Origin of the sequence: Raoultibacter phocaeensis, assembly GCF_901411515.1 — a bacterium.
In the GTDB taxonomy this organism is placed as follows: Bacteria; Actinomycetota; Coriobacteriia; order Coriobacteriales; family Eggerthellaceae; genus Raoultibacter; species Raoultibacter phocaeensis.
The window spans coordinates 1,311,216-1,331,379 of the sequence record NZ_CABDUX010000001.1 but is presented as its reverse complement, the minus strand read 5'-3'; the positions used below and the strand labels follow the sequence as shown (position 1 = coordinate 1,331,379).

8 protein-coding genes and 1 riboswitch are annotated in these 20,164 nt (G+C 59.4%); of the genes, 3 read left to right on the top strand and 5 right to left on the bottom strand.

What is annotated here, in order from left to right:
* The first annotated feature begins 162 nt into the window (after positions 1-162).
* Complete coding sequence (locus tag FJE54_RS05195; protein WP_139651653.1) at positions 163-3,318, top strand: ABC transporter ATP-binding protein/permease; 3,156 nt, start codon at positions 163-165, stop codon at positions 3,316-3,318.
* A 137-nt stretch (positions 3,319-3,455) separates the two neighbouring features.
* On the opposite strand, the gene FJE54_RS05190 is transcribed toward FJE54_RS05195, so the two are convergent.
* Positions 3,456-5,210 carry an FAD-dependent oxidoreductase gene (locus FJE54_RS05190; protein WP_139651652.1) on the bottom strand — a complete coding sequence of 585 codons (1,755 nt, stop codon included), beginning with the start codon at positions 5,208-5,210 and terminating at the stop codon, positions 3,456-3,458.
* Between the two features lie 320 nt (positions 5,211-5,530).
* Here FJE54_RS05190 and FJE54_RS05185 point away from each other — a divergent pair, with 320 nt between their 5' ends.
* Positions 5,531-6,451 carry a LysR family transcriptional regulator gene (locus FJE54_RS05185; protein WP_255467232.1) on the top strand — a complete coding sequence of 307 codons (921 nt, stop codon included), beginning with the start codon at positions 5,531-5,533 and terminating at the stop codon, positions 6,449-6,451.
* 124 nt (positions 6,452-6,575) lie between these two features.
* The gene (locus tag FJE54_RS05180) at positions 6,576-7,889 is read left to right on the top strand and encodes an NCS2 family permease (RefSeq protein WP_139651651.1); all 1,314 of its coding nucleotides are present in this window, start codon (positions 6,576-6,578) and stop codon (positions 7,887-7,889) included.
* Between the two features lie 203 nt (positions 7,890-8,092).
* Here the strand turns inward: FJE54_RS05180 and FJE54_RS05175 are convergent, their stop codons facing one another.
* The 4 genes from FJE54_RS05175 to FJE54_RS05160 all read right to left on the bottom strand — a co-directional run bounded on the left by FJE54_RS05175 (position 8,093) and on the right by FJE54_RS05160 (position 19,662).
* Complete coding sequence (locus FJE54_RS05175) at positions 8,093-8,611, bottom strand: ferritin (protein WP_139651650.1); 519 nt, start codon at positions 8,609-8,611, stop codon at positions 8,093-8,095.
* Positions 8,612-9,262: 651 nt separating this feature from the next.
* Entirely contained in the window at positions 9,263-9,634 is a 372-nt protein-coding gene (locus tag FJE54_RS05170) for a cytochrome c3 family protein (protein WP_139651649.1), read from the bottom strand.
* A 3-nt stretch (positions 9,635-9,637) separates the two neighbouring features.
* Positions 9,638-11,350 (bottom strand): FAD-binding protein, encoded by a 1,713-nt coding sequence (locus FJE54_RS05165; protein ID WP_139651648.1) that lies wholly within the window; start codon positions 11,348-11,350, stop codon positions 9,638-9,640.
* 338 nt (positions 11,351-11,688) lie between these two features.
* Positions 11,689-19,662 carry a cell wall-binding repeat-containing protein gene (locus tag FJE54_RS05160; RefSeq protein ID WP_139651647.1) on the bottom strand — a complete coding sequence of 2,658 codons (7,974 nt, stop codon included), beginning with the start codon at positions 19,660-19,662 and terminating at the stop codon, positions 11,689-11,691.
* A gap of 111 nt (positions 19,663-19,773) precedes the next feature.
* Positions 19,774-19,856: riboswitch (cyclic di-GMP riboswitch) on the bottom strand.
* Between the last annotated feature and the right edge of the window lie 308 nt (positions 19,857-20,164).

Sequence of the window (20,164 nt, the reverse complement as noted above, 5' to 3'; positions counted from 1 at the left end):
TTCTGTGTAGTTTTACCACTCATGAGTAAAAGTAGTTTAGCTACTAAACTGTTCGGTTTAGGATGAAATCCAAGTTCTTGAGGAATTCAATTCCCGAACAACGAATCCGGCTGTAAGGCCGGTTGACCATATACGAGTGCGCACAGCCGGAAAGGCATATCCATGCTCCAACTCATCGACATCCGCAAGTCGTATACTACGGCGAGCTTTTCACAGGTCGCCCTCGACGATATCTCGATTTCGTTTCGCGATAACGAGTTCGTGGCCGTGCTCGGTCCCTCGGGATCGGGCAAAACGACGATGCTCAACATCGTCGGCGGCCTCGACCACTACGACTCGGGCAACCTCGTCATCGACGGCATTTCAACCGAACAGTACAAAGACCGCGATTGGGACACCTACCGCAACAACCGCATCGGCTTCGTGTTCCAAAGCTACAACCTGATTCCCCACCAAACAGTACTCGCCAACGTGGAGCTTGCCCTGACGCTTTCGGGCGTTTCGCGCACCGAACGACGCGAGCGCGCCACGGAAGCCCTAAAAAAGGTCGGTCTCGGCGACCACATGGACAAGAAGCCGAGCCAGCTTTCGGGCGGCCAGATGCAGCGCGTTGCCATCGCACGCGCGCTCATCAACGACCCCGAGATCCTGCTTGCTGACGAACCCACCGGTGCACTCGACTCCAAAACGAGCGTACAGATCATGGCGCTTCTGACCGAGATCGCAAACGATCGTCTGGTCATCATGGTCACGCACAACCCCGAGCTCGCCGAAGAGTACGCCACCCGCATCGTAAATCTCTCCGACGGCGTAATCACCTCCGACAGCGATCCGTACAATCCCACACCCGAGGAAATCGAAGAGCATCAGAGCGAGAAGGCCCCGCGCCGCACGTCGATGTCGTTTCTTACGGCACTTTCGCTTTCGTTCAACAACCTCATGACCAAGAAGGGCCGCACGCTCATGACGGCGTTCGCGGGCTCCATTGGCATCATCGGCATCGCCGCCATCCTCGCGCTCGCCAACGGCGTGAACAACTACATCAAAAGCGTCGAGGAGGACACGCTTTCGCAGTACCCGTTGCAAATCCAGAGCACGGGTCTCGATCTGACATCCATGATGATGGGCTCGGCAGCGGGCGTGACCCAAGACGACGATGCGGGCGACGCCGAAGGCCAGATACACGAGACCAAGATGATCACGCGCATGTTCTCGAGCATCGGCAGCAACGACCTGGCATCGCTCAAAGAGTACCTCGATAGCGGCGAAAGCGATATCGAGCAGTACGTGAACTCCATCCAGTACTCCTACGACGTGACGCCGCAGATCTTCAGTTCCGATACCGAAGATGGCGTGCGCCAGGTGAATCCCGACAAATCGTTCTCGGCCCTCGGCCTCGGTTCATCCGCCAGCTCAAACAGCCTCATGTCGATGTCTATGAGCACCGACACGTTCTACGAGATGTCCGACGACCGTCGCCTCATCGAAGAACAGTACGACGTGGTGGCGGGCGCGTGGCCCCAAAACTACGACGAACTGGTGGTCGTGCTTACCGGAAACGGCAACGTGAGCGACTTTCTGCTTTACACGCTCGGGTTGCGCGACCCCGACGAGCTCGCCGATATGGTGAAGAAGTTCGCGGCCGAAGAGGATGTGGAAGTGCCCGAAGACCGCTTAGCAGTTTCGTACGAAGATATTCTCGATGTGACGTTCAAGCTGGTCAACCCAACCGAGTACTACCAATACGACGAAGAATACGGCGTCTGGAAAGACAAGACCGACGACACGGAGTACATGAAGAAGATCGTCGGGGACGGCGAAAACATCAAAATCAGCGGCATTGTGATGCCGAAGCCCGATGCCACGATCACCGCGCTTTCGACCGGCATCTACTACACATCGGATCTGACTGACCATGTGATCGAGCAATCCGCCGATACGCAGATCGTAAAAGACCAGCTTGCCGATCCGACCATCGACGTGTTCTCGGGCAAGTCGTTTACTGAAGAAGACGAGGAAGCCGACAACGGCTTCGACATGAACTCGCTGTTCACCATCGACGGCGATGCGCTCCAATCGGCGTTCGTCATCGACGAGAGCGCATTGGCCGTCGACATGTCGAACTCGCTCGATTTGCAGAGCGCTGCCGCGAATCTGCCCGATGCACCGCAGCCCGACATGGGGTCGATCATCGATTCGATGAACATCCAGATTCCCACCGACCAGGTGGCGAGCCTGATGGCTCAGATCATGCAAGGCTACGCCGCGTACTTGCAACAATACGCTACCCAGGTGCCGCCGATGATAGCCAATCCCGACGACCCGACAGGTGCGCCCATACCCAACCCCGATTACAATCCCATGACCGCCGAGCAGTTCCTCGCAAGCCCCGAAGTGCAAGCGCAGATCGCGGGTGCTATGCAGGGCATGGTGGACACCGACCAGCTCGAGGCCCAGGTTGCCACTGCGCTGCAAAGCTACGTGCAGACCACTATGACCACGTACATGAACCTCATGGCCCAGTCGCTACAATCCCAGGTAACTTCGGCGCTGCAGCAGTCGATGAACCAGATGGCTTCCAACATGGCCAACGCCATGCACATCGACGAGGAGGCGTTCAAGGAAGCCTTCCAGATGAACATGGACGAAACCGAGCTCACCGAACTCATGATGTCGCTTATGCGCGTCGAGGAGCACTCGTACGACAACAACCTGAAGAAGCTCGGATACGCAAGTTTCGACAAGCCCTCCGGCATCGACATCTACCCCATCGATTTCGAGAGCAAAGCGAAGATCATCGACATCCTCGACGGCTACAACGAGAAGATGAAAGCCGACGGCGAAGAAGACCGGGTGATCACCTACACCGACTTCGTGGGGGCGCTCATGAGCTCGGTAACCGACATCATCAACATGATCAGTTACGTGCTCGTAGCGTTCGTAGCCATCTCGCTTGTGGTATCGTCCATCATGATCGGAGTTATCACCTATATCAGCGTGCTCGAGCGCAAGAAGGAGATCGGCATCCTGCGCTCCATCGGCGCAAGCAAAGGCGATATCAGCCGCGTGTTCAACGCTGAAACGCTCATCGTAGGATTTGTGGCAGGCGCCATCGGCATCGGCGTGACCGCGCTCGCCTGCATTCCCGCAAACGCCATCGTATACTCGCTCTTCGACGTAAAGGATGTGGCATCGCTGCCGTGGCAGGCCGCGCTCATCCTCGTGGCGATCAGTATGGCACTCACGTTCTTGGCGGGCCTCATCCCCTCGCGTGCCGCAAGCCGCAAGGATCCGGTCGAGGCGCTGAGAAGCGAATAGAGTCATGTCTCCGAAGCGGTGCCGGCCGCTTCGGAGACCGTTAGAGAAAGGCGGCCATGTAGACGGGGCAGTACGCCACCTTACCCTCAACTTCAAGGTTGCCCTCACACAGCACTACTGCTTCTTCGATTATTGCCCTACGAGAACTTCCCGGCGGCGAGATCGCGCCCGAGCAGATACCCGAACGTTAAGCAGTTGATGCCGTAGCTGTTGCCGGGAATTGCGAAATTATAGGTGTTCGCATACATATCCCCTACCATGGCACCGACATTGAACAGGCCGGGTATCGGCTTGTCGTTCTCGTCGCACACTTCCATATCGACGCTCGTGCGCAAGCCGCCCATGACAGTCATGAACATGGCGTAGTTCTGCGCTGCATAAAACGGTCCCGCCTCGTCGATCTTCACGAGGAAGTCGGGGTTCTTGTAGAAGTCTTCGTCAACGCCCTTGTCACACAGTTCGTTGTAGCGGGCAACGACGTCCTTGAGCTTCTGGGCATCTAAGCCGAGCTGCTGCGCGAGATCGTCGAGCGTATCGGCTTTGTAATACGATCCGTCTTCGGCACCCGCGTCCCACATGGCCACCAGCTCGTCGGGGGTGAGCGGCGGTAGCGTGTAGTCCATGCCGAAGGTATACCACTCGTGGCCCTTGTCGAGAATCGCCTGCGGATAGTTGGCCGTCCAAATGCCGAATGCGATGTGCTGCGGCTGAGAAAGCAGGTGGTTCGAGCTGTAGGGAGCGGAGATGTCCTCGCGCTGATAGCGCTCGGTGTTCATGTTCACGTTGAGGCCCATGTGGAACCCGCACGGTTCGTGGCTGCCGCCCCACGCACCCTGCATCATCGGCGCGTTCGGATAGGCGTGCTGCCACGCAGCCCCAACCCACAGACCCATCTTCTGGCCGTCGCCACCGTAGATGCCCGTGAGATTGAAACTCGTATTGTAGTCGATTTCGCCCTGCTCATAGCCCACAAGCGGAAGCACCATCGGGCAGTACGCGGCAAGCATCTCCTTGTTGCTCGAAAAGTCGCCCGTAGCAAGCACAACCGCCTGCTTCGCGACGAACTTCACGTAGCTGCCGTCGGACATCTTCGAGGCGATGACACCCGTGACGCGACCTTTGTTGTCGTCCTCGCGGATGAGCTGCTCGGCTTTCGTATCGTAGATGATCTCCACGCCGTATTCCTTGGCTTTCGCTTCAAGCGCTTCTACGGCACCCTGCTGCCCCGTCGACACCATGGCGCTGTTTCCGAGCGTGGAAAACGCATGGGCATAGTTCGGTCCATGATCGAACGTGTTATCGCGCTCCATGATGACCTCAAGGCCGCTTTCGTGGGCGATGTCGATCAGCCAATCCATAGCCACTTCGGATTCGTTGTAGCCACGCATCCATTTACGCTGGTCAATGGCGAACGAAGCCGCTCGCATCTCGTTGTAGTAAAACGGCACCGGATCGAACGGCTCGATGCCGAGCTCTTTCATGACCTTCGAGTTCTTAGAATAGTTCGAGCCGCCGCGCGAAATAGGAGCGCTTGCCGCCGAGAACAGCGTTACCTTCGCTCCGCTTTCCGCAGCCGACACCGCCGTCGTGAAGCCCGCCATGCCGCCGCCTACGACGATGATGTCGTTTTCGACCGTCTCGGCGATCTGATCATCGGCGATCGGCTCGGGCGGGATCATGAACGACCACTTCGGCATCGCGTCGGTTAGAGCGAGCACCGCATCCGACGAATTGACAGTACCGCCAGCCTCGACCGCCGCCGAGCCCTGTGCCGGCTCGCTTGCGCCTTTCGCAGGCGAGCAGCCCGCAAGCCCCGCAGCCGCAGCTCCTGCAGCACCAACCGCACCGAACTTCAAAAAGTCGCGCCGCGAAAATTCCCGATTCTTTCCCATGGTATTCCTCCCTGATCGTGGACCATCCGTATCGGAGAACGGGTCTTGCCGCCCGAAGTCACCATCCTGCGCAGTTGTGCGATCCGGTTCGGACGCCGCATCGACCTCTTGCACGGCTGAGCGATTCTGTTCCTCAGACGCCGAATCAATCCCATGCAGAACTCTGTAATTCGGATCCTCGGGCGCCTTCGTCCTCCGTTTTGTATCGTACGCGCCGATCAGCGTGCAGAAAAGCAGTTTCGCGTTACGCCCCTGCAACCTAATTTTGCTTATCCCCTGCCGTTGGGTATCAAAACCAAAGAGAAATGAGGTATGCTAGCGTGATCGATACGAAACGGCTTCTGGGAGGGACCGTGGAAATTCGGCAGATCGACTATTTCGTTGCCGTCGCGCAGCGAAAAAGCTTCACCAAGGCCGCCGACGAATTGTACCTGTCGCGTCAAGCGCTCAGCAAAGCCGTGCGAAACCTCGAGCACGAACTGGGCGCGAAGCTGCTCGCCAATCGGGAACACCACCTCGAACTCACCGAGTTCGGCACGGATTTCCTCAACGATGCGGCACCGGTCCTCCAGGCGTACAAAGAACTCGAACAGCGCTATACCGTAGCTTCCGGGGAAGCGCCTCTTACCTACGCGCTTTCCGTAGCGTTCTCCCACGGAACCGCCCTATCGCTGCCCGAGCGTACCGTCGATGCGTTTCGGGCCAAACACCCCGAAATCATGCTCTCGGCCGAAGAGGTTACCACCGAGGAGGCCATCGGCATGATCCGCTCCGGGGAATCCGACATAAGCCTAGTCGGATCCGCTCCGCGATACCTTTCGGAGTTCGATATCGCACTCGTCGTGGAAACCGGGGTGTTTGTCCATGTGCCGATCGGCGACGCCCTTGCTTCGCGCGATCGTCTCAGCCTTGCCGATCTCGATGGGAAACCGTTCATCACGTTCGGCAAGCGAAACCATCTGCATCGGTATTTTATGGAAGCATGCGAGGCGGCAGACGTTTGCCCCACCATTCTCATGACCACATCAGACGTCGATTTACTCGTGCGAAGCGCCGATGAGCAACAGGCATTTTACTTCGGGTTCCCCCCGAATGTGCTCGAAGACGAGAAAGAACAGCGCGTTCTTATCGCCGTGGACATGGGCCGCGACGATGCCTTCGGCACCTACGCCATCAAGCGCAAAGGCTCGGTGCTTTCATCTTCCGCCCGGGCTTTCTGGGATTACCTTGGACAGCTTTAGCCCGCGCTGAGCATCTTCGCTTTGCCATCAACCCGCGAAAAGCAAAAATTCCTCCCATAAAGGTATCGGCTTCCCTATAATAGGAGCGTTGTTGTTGGGGACTTCTTGCAAAGGGTGATTTACGGTGGATAAGTTCTTCAAAATTTCAGAACGGGGCAGTACGATTTCTACGGAAATAATCGGCGGCCTTACGACCTTTCTCGCCATGTCCTACATCATCGCGGTGAATCCGGCGATGATGGAAGCGGCAGGCATTCCATTCAACGCCGCCCTCACGGCTACGTGCTTCGGTGCCGCAATCATGACGGTCGCGATGGGCCTGTTCGCCAACCGGCCCATCGCGCTCGCTTCAGGAATGGGCATCAACGCGATCGTAGCCTATTCGCTGTGTCTCGGCCTCGGTGTCGATTGGCGCGTAGCGATGGCGGTCATTTTTCTCGAAGGCATTCTCATCTTGCTGCTCGTGCTCTGCGGACTGCGACAAGCTGTCATGGACGCTATCCCCGTTGCACTCAGACGAGCCATCGGCATCGGCATCGGCCTGTTCATCGCGTTCATCGGACTCAAAGGAGGCGGGTTCATCGCCTCCGACGAATCGACGCTGCTCGCACTCGGCGACCTTACGAGCCCAGCCGCAATTGTTGGCGTCGTATCCATCGTTGTAGCTGTCATCCTCACGGCGCTCAAACTCAAGGCGGGCTTGCTCATCTCTATCGTCGTGGCGACGATCGTGGGCATTCCGCTCGGCGTGACACCGCTGGGCGGCGACTTTTCGTTCTTCCCGGACTTCTCGGCGTTCGCAGCGCCCTTCCAGACTACGCCCGACGGCATGATCGCCCTTGTGGAAGTGTTCTTGCAACCAATTTTGCTTCTGTTTGTATTCAGCCTGCTCATGAGCGATTTCTTTGACACGATGGGAACCGTGGTGGCCGTGGGCAGCCGCGCCAAATTCGTCGATGAGAGAGGCAATGTGGAAGACATCAAGCCGATCCTCACGGTTGACTCGACCGCTGCAGCGGTCGGCGGTTTCATCGGTGCGAGCTCCATTACCTCGTTCGTCGAGTCGGTGTCCGGCGCAGCAGCAGGAGCGCGCACCGGCCTCTCGAACATCGTGATCGGGATCGCGTTTCTGCTCTGCGCGTTTCTCGCTCCCTTAGTCGGCATGGTGAGCGGAGCTGCCACGTGCGGAGCCCTCGTCGTCGTCGGCTACCTCATGATGACCGAAATCGGCGAAATCGACTGGTCGGACATCTCGTCGGCCTTCCCCGCGTTCATCACGATCGCAGGCATCCCGCTTACGTACTCGATCGCCAACGGCATCGGATTCGGCTTCATTTCCTACTGCATCATCATGGTCGTCCAAGGCAGAGCCCGCCAAGTCAAGCCGCTCATGTGGGTAGCCGCCGCAGCATTTCTGGTCGCGTTCATCTTTACGTGATGAAGGCAGCATCTAAAACGACTCCCATACTCTGCACGCGAAGGAAGCCGGCGTTCGAAGATCGCCGGCTTCCTGAAAACTACCTTCGCCATTCGTATGTCCGCACGTTGCATCCGTCGTCTCAGCCTTGCCCTACACAATCGCTTACCTTGCGGAGCAAGCGATTCTCAAGGCGGCTTCGCTTGCTCCGCCCGAGACTACCTCTATTCCGCAGCGGCGAGCGGGCTCGGCACAGTATAGGTGCGAGCTGCGTACTCCTGATCGAGCTCGTAGAGCGCCTTGGTATCCTGGCCGAACAGCTTCATGCGCGTGATCATATCGTCGGCGGTCGCCTCTTCCTCGAGCTGCTCGTCTATGAACCAATCGAGGAATTTCATCGTACGGTAATCCTTCACGTCGTGCGCGGCGCTGTAGATGTCGTTGATGAGCGCGGTCACGTACTTCTCGTGCTCAAGCGCGGCCTCGAGCGGCTCGAGGTAGGCCGCAAACTCCTTGTCGGGCTGATCGATGGCCTTGAGCTTTACCTTGCAGCTGTTGTCGAGCAGGTAGTTGCGGAAGATCAGCGCATGGTCGCACTCTTCGGCAGCCTGGATCATGTACCAGTTGGCAAATCCCTTGAGGCCCTCGTCCTCGTAGTAGTCGGCAAACGACAGGTAGAGGTACGCCGAGTACAGTTCCTTGTTGATCTGATCGTTCAGAAGCTCGTAGACTTTTTGGTCCATCGCTCATCCCTTCCTTTCGGTGTGATCTTACAATCACGTCTTTCATCTGCATGTTTACCTCTTAATGATACATGTTATCGTTAATATGTAAAGCATGCGGCACAATCATCACCGGAAGCCCAAAGATGAGGATTGCAAAAGAGGAGCAATAACCTCCGGCCTTCGACGACCAGGCAGAGCTTGCAGCTTGTTTACACCTCGCGTATTCGAGATGCTAGAAGTCGCTGCCATGATCGCTCGTGCTCGGGCCCCGGGCCCTCGGGTCCTCGGATCCTCGGCCCGTTTCTCACTGGCAGAGCTTCGCAACAATCGTGCCATATGGCACAATTTCGGTCCCGCTGCCTTCTCTGCGTTCAAACAAGCGAAGGCATCTATGAGTAATGCCTGATCAGAGGCTTATGTCTCACATATGAGGATATTATCCTCGGTCACGAACCGTGCCATATGGCACGATTTTTGTACGAGCGTATCGTGCTCTGGACGGTTCCGTTCAAAGGTCTGGCTTTCAGCCGAGACGAGCTGCCGCCTGCTATCGGCTTGGGGCACCTTGCTCTTTTCGCGACGCCTCACCTGAGCAGCAACGACGAGGCCGCCGGAAACACGCTTCCGGCGGCCATCGATTCGCTCGCACCGCATTATGCTTACAGCCGACTACGCTTGCGCCTGATCGGGTGCATAGGCATGGCAGTGGCTGCAGTAGTTGTCGGTGATTTCCTTATCCTTCGCGTGGCAGTTCTGACAGGAGTTGTAGCCGCCGTGGATCGAGTTGTGGGGATTCCAATCGCCTAAATTCGACGTGGTTTCGGCAAGGGATTCGTAGCTGGCACCATGGCAGCTCAGGCATTGCTCGTCGGAAACGTATTCGCCCGCAACGCCCGCCGTCTGTGTCGAGGACGAGGGAGTTTGGGAGGAAGCCGGCTCGTCTGAGCTTTGCGGGGCGCAGGCTGCAAGGCCGAGGATAAGGCAGAGCACAATAGCAGCGATCATTACCGCTGCAAGGGGATAGCGTTTAACGGACTGCATGGGTTACGCTCCTTTCACGGCGTGTTCGGCCGCCACAAAGCCGAACGTGACCGCACGGCCGATCGAGGTTCCAGGGATATGGCGCGGGTAATTTCCTGCGAAGAAACTGCCCGACACGTTACCGACGGCATAGAGCCCCTCGATGACCTCGTCGTCGGTATCGAGCACGCGGCAGTTTCCATCGATGGTCAGCCCGCCCCCCGTAGCGAGAATGCAGCTGTTCGTAGTGAGCGCGTATATCGTCTCGCCTGCAAACGGAGCGGTCGATTCCATAAAGCGATTGAAATCCCTATCCTTCTTGGCATCCCAGTATTCGTTCCATGTGGCAATGGTCTGCTCGAGGCCGTCGGCATCGATGCCGCATTTTTCGGCGAGCTCACGAGGACTCGACGCGGAAAACGCCCATCCTTTCTCGATGAACTCCTCCATGGCGGCTTTCGCGCCCGCTGCTTCTTCTTCGGTTGCGCCGAGCATACCGTCGTCGAATATCTGCCAACAGTTAGCACCGTACCCAGGTTGCGCGTTCTGCGCGTTGGAGACCGCCTGGAACGGCAAATCTTCGTTCACGTAACGCGCGCCCTTGCCGTTCACGTTGATGGCGAGCCAAATAGCCGTCCACACGCGAGCATCGTAGAACGAATCGGGATTGCCCCAGCGAAAGTTCATAACGGGATGCGGCAGCGAATCCATGTCGGCCCCCACCTTGAGGCCCATCATATGGCCGTCGCCCGTGGTTCCCCAGCCGGGATTCCACCAGCTCGAAGTCGCGTAGTCTTCGGGGCGCACCCACGCCTCCATCATCTCGGGGTTGGCATCGTAGCTGCCCGTCGCAAGGATTACGCCTTTCGAGGCGTTGATCTGCACGTACCCGTCGGCGCTTTTTGCGATGACTCCCGTGACCCGTCCGCCGTCTTCACGGGTAAGCTGCACGGCGGGCGTGCTGTAACGGATGTCGAGGTTGTCGTAGCGAGTAGCCACCTCGGCCATTTCCTTGCATACGTATATGCCCGAAAGTCCCGAGCGAACACCGGCGTCGGGTGGCAGTGACGGACTGTCGTAGAACCCGAGCTCGGAATCGATCAGCGGCATACCGTTGGTGTTGGGGGCTTGTTCGACCTTGGTGATGACGAAGCCGTTTTCGCCCTTGTCGAGCATCTGCTGCCAGAAATCGGTCGCCTCGCCCGAACGGAATACGTAGGTACGCGCGGGCTCGGGGCGCGTGCGCCAGTAGGCGGAGCGGTAGATCTCGTCGAGCAGCTGCGCGGGATCGACCTCGACTCCGGCATCTTTCTGCGCTTGGGCATCGTACGCGCCGAAGCACTCGAAGCAGCCGCGACCAGCGGTCATCTTCTCGATGCAGATGACACTGGCACCCTCTTCGGCCGCTTTGAGCGCTGCGGTAAGTCCTGCAATACCCGCGCCGACCACGAGCACTTCGCATTCCTCGGTTGCGATAACTTCCGACGAGGCGATCTCGCGATCCTCGAACGCGATAGGTCCCCGCGGGCCAGGGCACTCCGCCTTTTTGAGCGGCAGCAGATTCGTTTCCCCCGGCATGATGGTCTGATAGATGTTCGCTGCCTCCTCTGATGCCGCGGCGGCATCGTCGGCGAACGCGAGTCCCGCACCTCCGAAGATGCCGAGTGCCCCCGATGCAAGCCCGACCGCGCCGGCCCCTTTCAGGAAGTCTCGCCTGGAAAATCCAGTTCCTCCCATTGCTCCTCCTTGCGTTGCGTTTACTTTACTGTGTAAAGTGCATGATAGCGTGCTTTCTTTACGGTGTAAAGCAAAAATATGTGCATACGCTCTAGGGAATGGGTGCGAACGGTTTGGCTAAAAGGCACCATGAGCGAACGCTCCGATACATCGAGCGTTACGTTACCCGAGAGAACCGAGGCCCGGAAACCGTCGTCCCCGGGCCTCTTCGGTGAAGCAGAGCGCACGGTACTTGGATCCCGTGCGGGAATGGGTGAGAGGCGGCCGTACGACCGCCGAAGGGACCCCCGCCGAAGCGGGGGTCCCGGAGCCGGACGGGCTGGCTTGCCCGCTTTTAACTACTTGACGGCCTTCTCGATGGCTGCGAACAGCTCGTTGGACACGGTGTACTTGTCGCCGAGAACGTAGGCGTTCTCGACCTGCGCCTTGTTGGGGGCAAGCACCTTGTCGATACACGTGGTCGCGCCGTCATCGACGAGCAGCAGCACCGAGAACGACTTGCCGCTGAGCGACGAGGCAACGAGGGCGTCAGCATACTTGCCCTCGCGGCCCGCCGTAAGCGAGACGACTTCGCAGCCGAATCCGTTCTTCAGAGCCTGCTGGGCCGTGAGCCGCGAAGTCTCGTAGCGGTCGGCCCCGCCGATGCGCTCGGTGTTGGAGACAAGCGCCTTCACCTTGTTGAACGCGGAGTTGGACACCGAGTACTTGTCGCCGAGCACGAGGACCTTAGTGAACCCGCCCTTCGCAATCGCATCGAGTGCGGCGGCGGACAAATTGCCGTCGTTGTCGGCGAGGAAGATCGGAGCCTTCGCCGCGTAGGATATCGGCGACACCGAAAGCGAGTCGGCGGCCTTCTTGCCCGTGGCCACGATAGCCGTCGTTCCCCAGCCGCCCTTGCCCGCCTGGTAGATCTTGAGGGCGGTGTCCATGCGGTCGGCTCCGCCGAGGCGCTCGGCACTGCCAGTGATTGCCTTGATCTCGTTGAACGTGCGCGCCGTGACCGAGTAGGTGTCGCCGATCACGTAGGCCTTCTGAGCCCCGAGGCGCTTGATCTCGGCCTTGGTCTCGGCCGTGAGCGTACCGGTCTCGGTGAGGAGCACCTGTCCGCCCGTGACGCCCGCGAGGCCTGCGGCGGCCAAAGCGTCGGGGAAGTTGTCGCCGCGCGCGACGATGACCGTCGAGCAGGAGCCGTTTTCGGGGAAAGCGGTCTGCGAGATGAGCGCCATCGTCTTGTAGCGGTCGGCACCGCCGAGGCGCGAAGCCTGCGCGGGAGGCTTCGGCACGTCCTTGGCATTGACGGTGACAGCGCACGTGGCCGTCTTATCGCCGGCTTTCGCCGTAATGGTTGCCGTACCTGCCTTGACGGCGGTGACTACGCCGCTTGCCGACACCGTGGCCGCTGCCTCGTTGGAAGACGTCCACGTCACCCTCTTGTCGGTTGCATTATCAGGCGCCACCGTTGCTACGAGGGTCGCAGTGCCGCCCTCGGTAAGCTCGAGGTTCGTCTTGTCGAGCGTGACACCGGTTACGGGGACGACCGCCGTCACCGTGTAGAGGCCGTTCTCAACCGCCAGCACGAACCCAGAACCGGCTACGATGTCGCCGGGGGTGAAGCCGCCCGCGTCAAGCGTGAACGAGACGGCCTTGGAAACGGTCGCGCCCGCAGCGTTCTTCAGGAGCTTGATGGTCTGGCCGTCGGTTACTGCGTTAACGGCAGCCTGCAACGTCGTGTAGTTGGTCCCGCCGATCGAAGCAACGCTTTCATCAGCGGTGGTAAGCGTGAACTCGCTGAACCCGTTGGGGTTCGTGAACGTGGCGGCAAAGCCGGCGGTAGCATCGCCGCTTACAACCGCTTGATACACATACGCGAGATCGGCGCTCTTAAGATGCTTCGCAAATACAGGATCCGTCGTCGCGTTGACAAAACCGGAGGGCAGCGGCACGGAGATGACCGTGGAGCTGGTCACGTTGAGCGTCTGCTCGTCGACCACGACGGCGTTCTTATCTCCAGCCGTGTTATCGGTCTTGATGTCCTTGGCGTCAGTCGCCGTCGACGCCACTACGCGCGACTTGGGCGTGATGTCGACCGTAAGCGCTTTGGTGCTGCTCGCAGAATCTTCGACAAACGCCTTTGGCTTGATCTCCACGTACGTTTGGACGAAGACGGTGATGGTATCGGTCTGGCCGACGGAAACCTCTTGCTTGAGCGCTTCCTTGGCACTGTCGACCGTCGTCTGCGTCAGGTTCTCGGCCGCTTCGTTCGCGTACGCGTTGAGGCCTTCAACCTGCGTTTCTGCGACCTTGTCGACGATCTCTTGCTTCGCCGTCTCGTCACCGAGATCTGCATCGGGATCGACCGTTACGGTCGGCTCGGTCACAACTGGTTTCGCATCGGTCGTAGCCTTGCTTTCTGCAACCATGTTCGGGTAGCCGGCCGTATCGCTTGGAAGCACGACCTTCTTGGCCGCAAGGTACGCGCTCGGATCGGCCGTGAAGTAGCCGCCCGAAACGCTCAGCTTGTCAACGCCTTGCGCTGCGCTGGGACCGACGAGATTGCCGTTGTTGATGCCGCCAGAGAAGTAACCGCCGGCGATCGTGAATTCGATGTTGTTGGCTGCTGCGATCGCTTGGTCAACGATCTCGTTTTTCGCGGCGATCGCATCGCCGTTGGCGTTCGTGAACGTGCCGCCGTTGATCGTCACGTTTACGGCACCCTTGTATGCTTTGTCGCTCGTGCCCTTGTGCTTGACCGCGACGATGGCGCCCGTATAGGCACCGGTTCCGCCCGAGGTGGCCGTCGCGTTCTGCAGGCGGGGAGCCGTGGCAGTGAACGTACCGCCGTCGATCGTCAGCTGGCCAGCCCTTATTTCAATCGCGCGGCCGGTACCTTCGAGCACAGGCGTGCCGGAGATGTTCGTGGTGCCCGCACTCGGGAGGTACAGCGTCTGCTCGCCGCCCTTGAGCGTGCCGCCCGTTATGTCGAGCCGGTAGCCCGCATACGTGGTGGTGCCGTTGCCCGAGAGGCAGATGCCCCCGTCGGTTTCAGTGCCCCACTGGTTGTCGAGCGTGCCGCCTTCGATGGTGGTATGGGAGGCGGAGCCGTACATGGTGGCGAGGTAGTAGACTCGCTCGGCACCCGTGATCGTTCCGCTTTCCATCGTGAATACGCCGTAGTTCTGGATGAGCGACAGAAGCGAGTACGTATCCCCCGCAGGAGACGTGGACTTGATGATTCCGCCTTCGCCGCTATCTTTCACGGTCAGGCCGGCACCTGCGGCAATGTAGATCAGGCCGCGCTCGTCGGTGAACGCGTCTGCCGTCGTAACGCGGTTTGTTATATCGCATTTCGACTGATCGAAGGTGATCGCCCTGCCCGCGAGGTCGAGCGTGATGCTCTTGCTGTCGACCTCGGCGTAGAACGGCGAGTCGTCCTTGGTGTTCATCTTGATCTGCGAAGCGTCGATCACGGCATCGTTGATCATCGTCACCGTATCGCCGTCCCCGGCTGCAACAATCGCCGCGTCGAGATTGGCGTACTGTATGCCTTTGACTTCGGCGACCTTGGGTTTCTCGCTCACCTTGTAGACGTCGCCATCCTGCACGCACTGATATTCGCCTTCGCAGTACGCGGTCACATCGCTCGAGTAGGAGCCGCCGGTGATGAAGCCAGTGCAGTCCGCACTGTAGACGGCTTCAGCGCCGGCTTCCTCCGAAGTTGCGGAGAATGATCCGCCCGCGATGTCGAGGGAGACCTTGGCGATGTCCTCGGCGCCGTTCCCTTCCGGGTTGCCCTCGTAGAAGGCGTACGTGCCGCCCGAGACGGTGCCGGCCGAAACATGCACCTCGACGGGCTGCTTGGTGATGTGCTGAGCTACGGCGATGCCGACGCCGTTGGTGGCGCCGCCGTTTGTGTTGCTCTTGGTGCTGAACTCGCCGGAGCCCTGAATGGTCGCATTGTCGGACGCATAAAGCGTACCTGCACGCATTTCGACGCCCGTAGCGCCGGAGATTTCACCACCGGTGATGGTGAGTTCGCCAACCTGCGGATGATAGACAGCGGGGCCGTCGGGTCCGGTAGCCTGAATTACGCCACCGGAAACGGCGATGCTCGTGCCGTAGTTTTTGGCAAATCCGTTTCCGCTGATCGCCCCGAATTTCGAATCGTGCTTAACGGTACCGCCGGATACCTCGAGTACAGCACCTTTGCCAAAGACCGTAACGGTTGCTTCAGCCAAATCGGCTCCCCCATTGGGAGACTCGATGACCGCATTGCCCGTGATCTCGACAGTCGCAGGATAGCTCGCGGCAGGAAGCGTATTGTCGTCAGCACCCTGGCAACCGTAGATGGCGATGGACTGCTTGCCACCGACCACGGTGCCGCCGGAGATTACTGCAGAAGTTTCGGCTCCGGATTTGCCGGATACCTGTACGCCGATCTTCGACGCTCCCTCAACGCTGCCTCCCGTCATTGAAAGGCTGGCTGCTGGACCGAAAAGCCAGACGCCACGCGTTGCGCCGTTAATGGAACCCTTTTCGAGAACAATTTTGCCCCCGGGTACGAAAACGGCTGCGTTCGCACTCGTATTGGTGTTTTCGATTGTGCCGCTGGTTGCGGAGTCCGTGATGGTCAGCCCGCCTTGGACAAGAACCGTCTGCTTGGCGCTACCCGTCACCTTTTTACCTGCTAGGTCGAGATTCGTCGTAGCACCCGTCGCAACGGTTGCTGCCGTAGCCCCAAGATCGACGTTGTCGAGCAGCACGACGGTTTTGCCCTCGGTCGCTGCATCGAAGGCTGCTTGGAGAGTTTCGTAGGCCGTATCGCCAACCTGCGCAACTTTATGCGATGAAACGTGGAACTTTCCTTCAGCCTCAGCGCAATCGTACCCTTCTGCAACGTACGCTGCCGGGTCCTCGGTATACGTTCCACCGGTGATAGCTATGGATTTGTTCGTACCGTTGCCGCCCTCGCCGATAGCGCCCGTATAGTCCCCTCCCTTAAGGGAAACGACAACCGCGCCCTCAGGATAAGATGTCGCATCGAGGTCTGCTTTAAGGACGCCCTTAGCTCCCTGGAATGTACCGTCGTTTACGTCGAGCGTGCCTCCCGAAGAAAACACATACAGCGCCCATCCATCGGAAACGTACGTTCCTCCGTTGACAATCGCTTTTCCGCCGTTGCTCACGCTTACGCAGGTGCTTGTCCAATCGAAGTAATGCTTTTGGGTAAACGCGCAATCGTTAAGGACTGCCTCCGCCTCGGGATGCGCCACCTCGATGCCGCCACCGTACTCTGATTCGATTACGACATTCGTCAAGTTCGCCCTCGCAGCACCGCTGAGCTTGACGTTCAGCCCCCACGGCCTTCCGTTCTTGAGCGTCACGCTCTCCATGTCGAGCGTGCCGCCCTCCAAGCGGAGCGTACCGTACAACCCGGTACCGGAAGAAGCATCGGAAGCCTGAACGCCAGTCGGCTCGCCTTCGGCGACCATCGTACCGTTTGTAATAGTCAGATGCCCGCTTAAAAGCTTGATGCCGCGATTGTTGATATTGCTGCCGTCGGTTACCGTAAACGTCTTGCCGTCGAGATCGATCGTAACATCTTTGGAAATCTCGATGCCGTCGGACTGAGTAATGTTGTCGAGGAGTTTCACCGTGTCAGTTGGTCCTGCTGCATCGATCGCCTTTGCGAGGCTCGAAAACTGATCGCCGCCGACGATTTCGGCAACCATCGGTTTAGCAGCAACGGTATAGGCGTCATCGTCTTGCGTGCAGTTATAGCCTTCGGCAACGTACGCGCTCACGTCGCTCGAGTAGGTGCCGCCGGTGATGGAGATTTTCTCCGCCGCCTGAGCCCACTCGGTCGCCTCGTACGCGTCGCCCGCACCTTTTTCCCACGTGTACGCGAGGACCGCATCGTTGTTAGCCGACGTGAACGTGCCGCCGTTGATGGTGATCGAAGGCGTGCCACCCGGATAGCCGCGGTTCACAAGCGAGAGCGCGGATCCGTCGCTGACGAGTCCGTCGCCTGTCTTGATTGCGCGCTCATCGACGCCAACGCCTTTGACCGTTCCGCCGTTGAACTGGAACTCGGTGTTGACCGTACCTTCGCCGGAGCAGAATTGGATGCCCGTCGTACCCTCGAGGGTACCGCCGTTAAGCGTCAGCGTGCCAGCCTGCGGATGGTAGATCGCGGCGGAGCCGGTGCTGGTGATCGTGCCGCCGTCGATGGTGATTTCGGTTCCATGATAGGTACCGTTTCCGGCAATGGCGTAGCCCATCGTATTGATAGAAACGCCTTCTGCGATCGTAAGTTTGACCTTGTCGGCAACTGTTGCTGCGTTCGTGGTCGTTCCGATAAGCGAGATGCCGACTGCACCGTACGTCTCGCTCGTGTTCGACGCGTTATCGAGGTTTGAAAGCTCGGTGCCCGCGCCAAGCGAGAGAGCTTTCGCATTCGTGTCGTCTTTTCCGCCTGCATAAATCAGGTAATTGTAGTTATAAGCCGTATCGGGCTTATAAGCCTTGATGGCGACATCTTGGGTAGCGAGGTTCGCCTTGTTCGCTACATGAACGGTCTTCCAACCTGCCGTCTGGTTACCGTTGCTGCGCTCATCGAGAAGCGTGCCGTTCTTGAGAACGTTTTCGCCCTCCCCCGCGAACTGTACGCCGTAAGCGGTAGCAGCCGATTCGCCCGCGATCGTCAACGTGTGGCCGCCGAGATCGACGGTCACATTGTTTGCAAACGTGACGGGTTCGGACGTTTGATCGACAGTAAGCGTTACCGTGTCGCCCGCTTGCGCCGCTTGAGCTGCGGCGGCGAAATCGGCATAGCCCTTCTCGCCGATCATGACCGAATAGCCGTCGTACGTAGCACCGTTCAAGAGCGACAGCGCGGTGCCCTCGGGGAGGGTCGATGTCTTGGCCGTATTTTCAACGTTGCCGTTTTTCTCGTCGATCGTCGTGGTGCGAATCCGCACGGTGCCGTCTACGGTGATCGTCTCGGGATACGGGGTGACGGCGCTCCCCGAAACCGCTTCCTTCCCGCACCCGCAATCGAGGTGGGCGCGCGCGATGGTGCCCGCGTTGACCACGTCGGTGTTTCCGTAGGTGGAAACGTTTGCGCCATCGGGCAGGAGCGTGAGAACGCCGATGCTCCCGTTGTTAACGAGGCTCGTATCGCCGATGTAGCCGCGCATCGACATGTAGAGGAGGCCAGTGATCTTCCCGTTCGCACCGACGGTCATCGACGCGTCGCCGCGGAAGCCGTTGGTGCCCGCGATGGCGCTGTACGATCCGGTGAGCGTTCCGTTCAGCTCGCACGAGACCGTGCCGACGCCGCCGTAGGAGTAGCTTCCGCCGAAGTAGCACGCCGCCTCGCCGTTGATGGTGACCTTCGAGGAGCCGACGAAGTTCTTCGCGGTGGTTTCTGCAGGCTTGTCCGCGCTGAACGTCACGACCTCGTTAATCGTCGGGCCGACCGATGCCATGCCGCCGGCGTAGACGATGCCGGCCTTGCCGTTTACGGTAACGGTCGAAGCGGTGGTCTTCGCGGTGCCCGTCTTGTCGCCTGCGGGGGTCAGGCCGCCGCCGTAGATGGTGCCGGCTTCGGCTCCCTCTTCGACGACGACGGTCGCCGTCCCCGCGTAGTCGGCCTTGTTGCCGCCTGCGAAGATGGCGCCGACCTTCGCGCCGCCTTTCACGGTGATCGAGGAATCGCCGGTCGCAGCGCTGTCCCCACCCGCGAAGATGGTCAGGCCGTCGGTCGCACCCTTGAAGTACGAAGCCGAGTTGTTGGCGAAGCTGTACGCCGTGCCGTCGACGGTCACCTTGAGCCCTTCGGTTGCGGGCTCGACGACGACGTTCTTGCCGTTCGCGTAGAGCACGTTGTAGAATTTCTTTTCGTTGTCGGGCTTGGCGGGATCGGCGCTCTGAACGGGCCCGACGACCTGGAGGGTGTCGAGCGCTTCGAGCGTCGAGACGGGTGCCGCCACGTTGCCGCCTTCGCCTTCGGCTTCGGGAACAGCCTGTTGCTGTTCGGGTGCCGGAGCCTGTGGCTGCTCGGGCGCTGCCGGCTGCTGCTCGGGCTGAGTCGGCTGCTCGGGCGCGGTCGTCCCGGTCGCCACGTCGCCCGTGCCTTCAACGGGAGCCGTCTGGTCCTGCTCGGATTGGGCGGGCGCGCCCTCGGGCTCGTCGGCCCACGCCGCTTGGGGGATCATGAGCGTCGCAGCCATGACCAGCGCCATGAACAGCGACAGCAGCTTTCTCGATCTCGCCTCCTTCGTCGTGCTTGAGGCTTGCTGGGTCATTGCCATTTCCCGACTCCTTTCCCTTGCGGTTCCGGCATCCAAACGCAAAACGGCCGAATCGCGAGGATTCGGCCGGCGAGGTGCACGGGTCCGATTCGAAGGGAGAACCTTCCGTAGACCTGCAACTGGCTGGCCGCCTCCGCGGGTGGGCCCCTATAGCTTTGCGCCGCCGCCTTTCGACGGGTTTGCATGGTTCGGACACGTTCCATGACCTGCGAGGTCATAGATATAATCGCAATAATGCCACCCCCCCCCAACAATTGTCAAGGTCAATTGAAGCTTGAATATCGCGAATGGCATACTTTATTGCCGACGCTTTTTGTAGGGGTTGATAAGCTGCCGCTCAGCTTTTCCGCTCTAGTCCGATAAAGCTTTCCTCATTGCATGCATCACTGTGCCGCGGCGCTTTCGGCGACGCTTCTTCGCTCGAACCTGTTCGCGACGGCATTCCTTGAATCGTCGAACCGAAAAAGATCCCGAAGCGAGAGCCTGGGAAACTTTCGGTCTG

Excerpts from the sequence above, each read along its gene's own strand:
- FJE54_RS05195 (WP_139651653.1), top strand. The coding sequence starts at position 163 with ATGCTCCAACTCATCGACATCCGCAAGTCGTATACTACGGCGAGCTTT.
- FJE54_RS05170 (WP_139651649.1), bottom strand. The coding sequence starts at position 9,634 with ATGCAGTCCGTTAAACGCTATCCCCTTGCAGCGGTAATGATCGCTGCT.
- FJE54_RS05160 (WP_139651647.1), bottom strand. The coding sequence starts at position 19,662 with ATGGCAATGACCCAGCAAGCCTCAAGCACGACGAAGGAGGCGAGATCG.
- FJE54_RS05165 (WP_139651648.1), bottom strand. The coding sequence starts at position 11,350 with ATGGGAGGAACTGGATTTTCCAGGCGAGACTTCCTGAAAGGGGCCGGC.
- FJE54_RS05190 (WP_139651652.1), bottom strand. The coding sequence starts at position 5,210 with ATGGGAAAGAATCGGGAATTTTCGCGGCGCGACTTTTTGAAGTTCGGT.
- FJE54_RS05175 (WP_139651650.1), bottom strand. The coding sequence starts at position 8,611 with ATGGACCAAAAAGTCTACGAGCTTCTGAACGATCAGATCAACAAGGAA.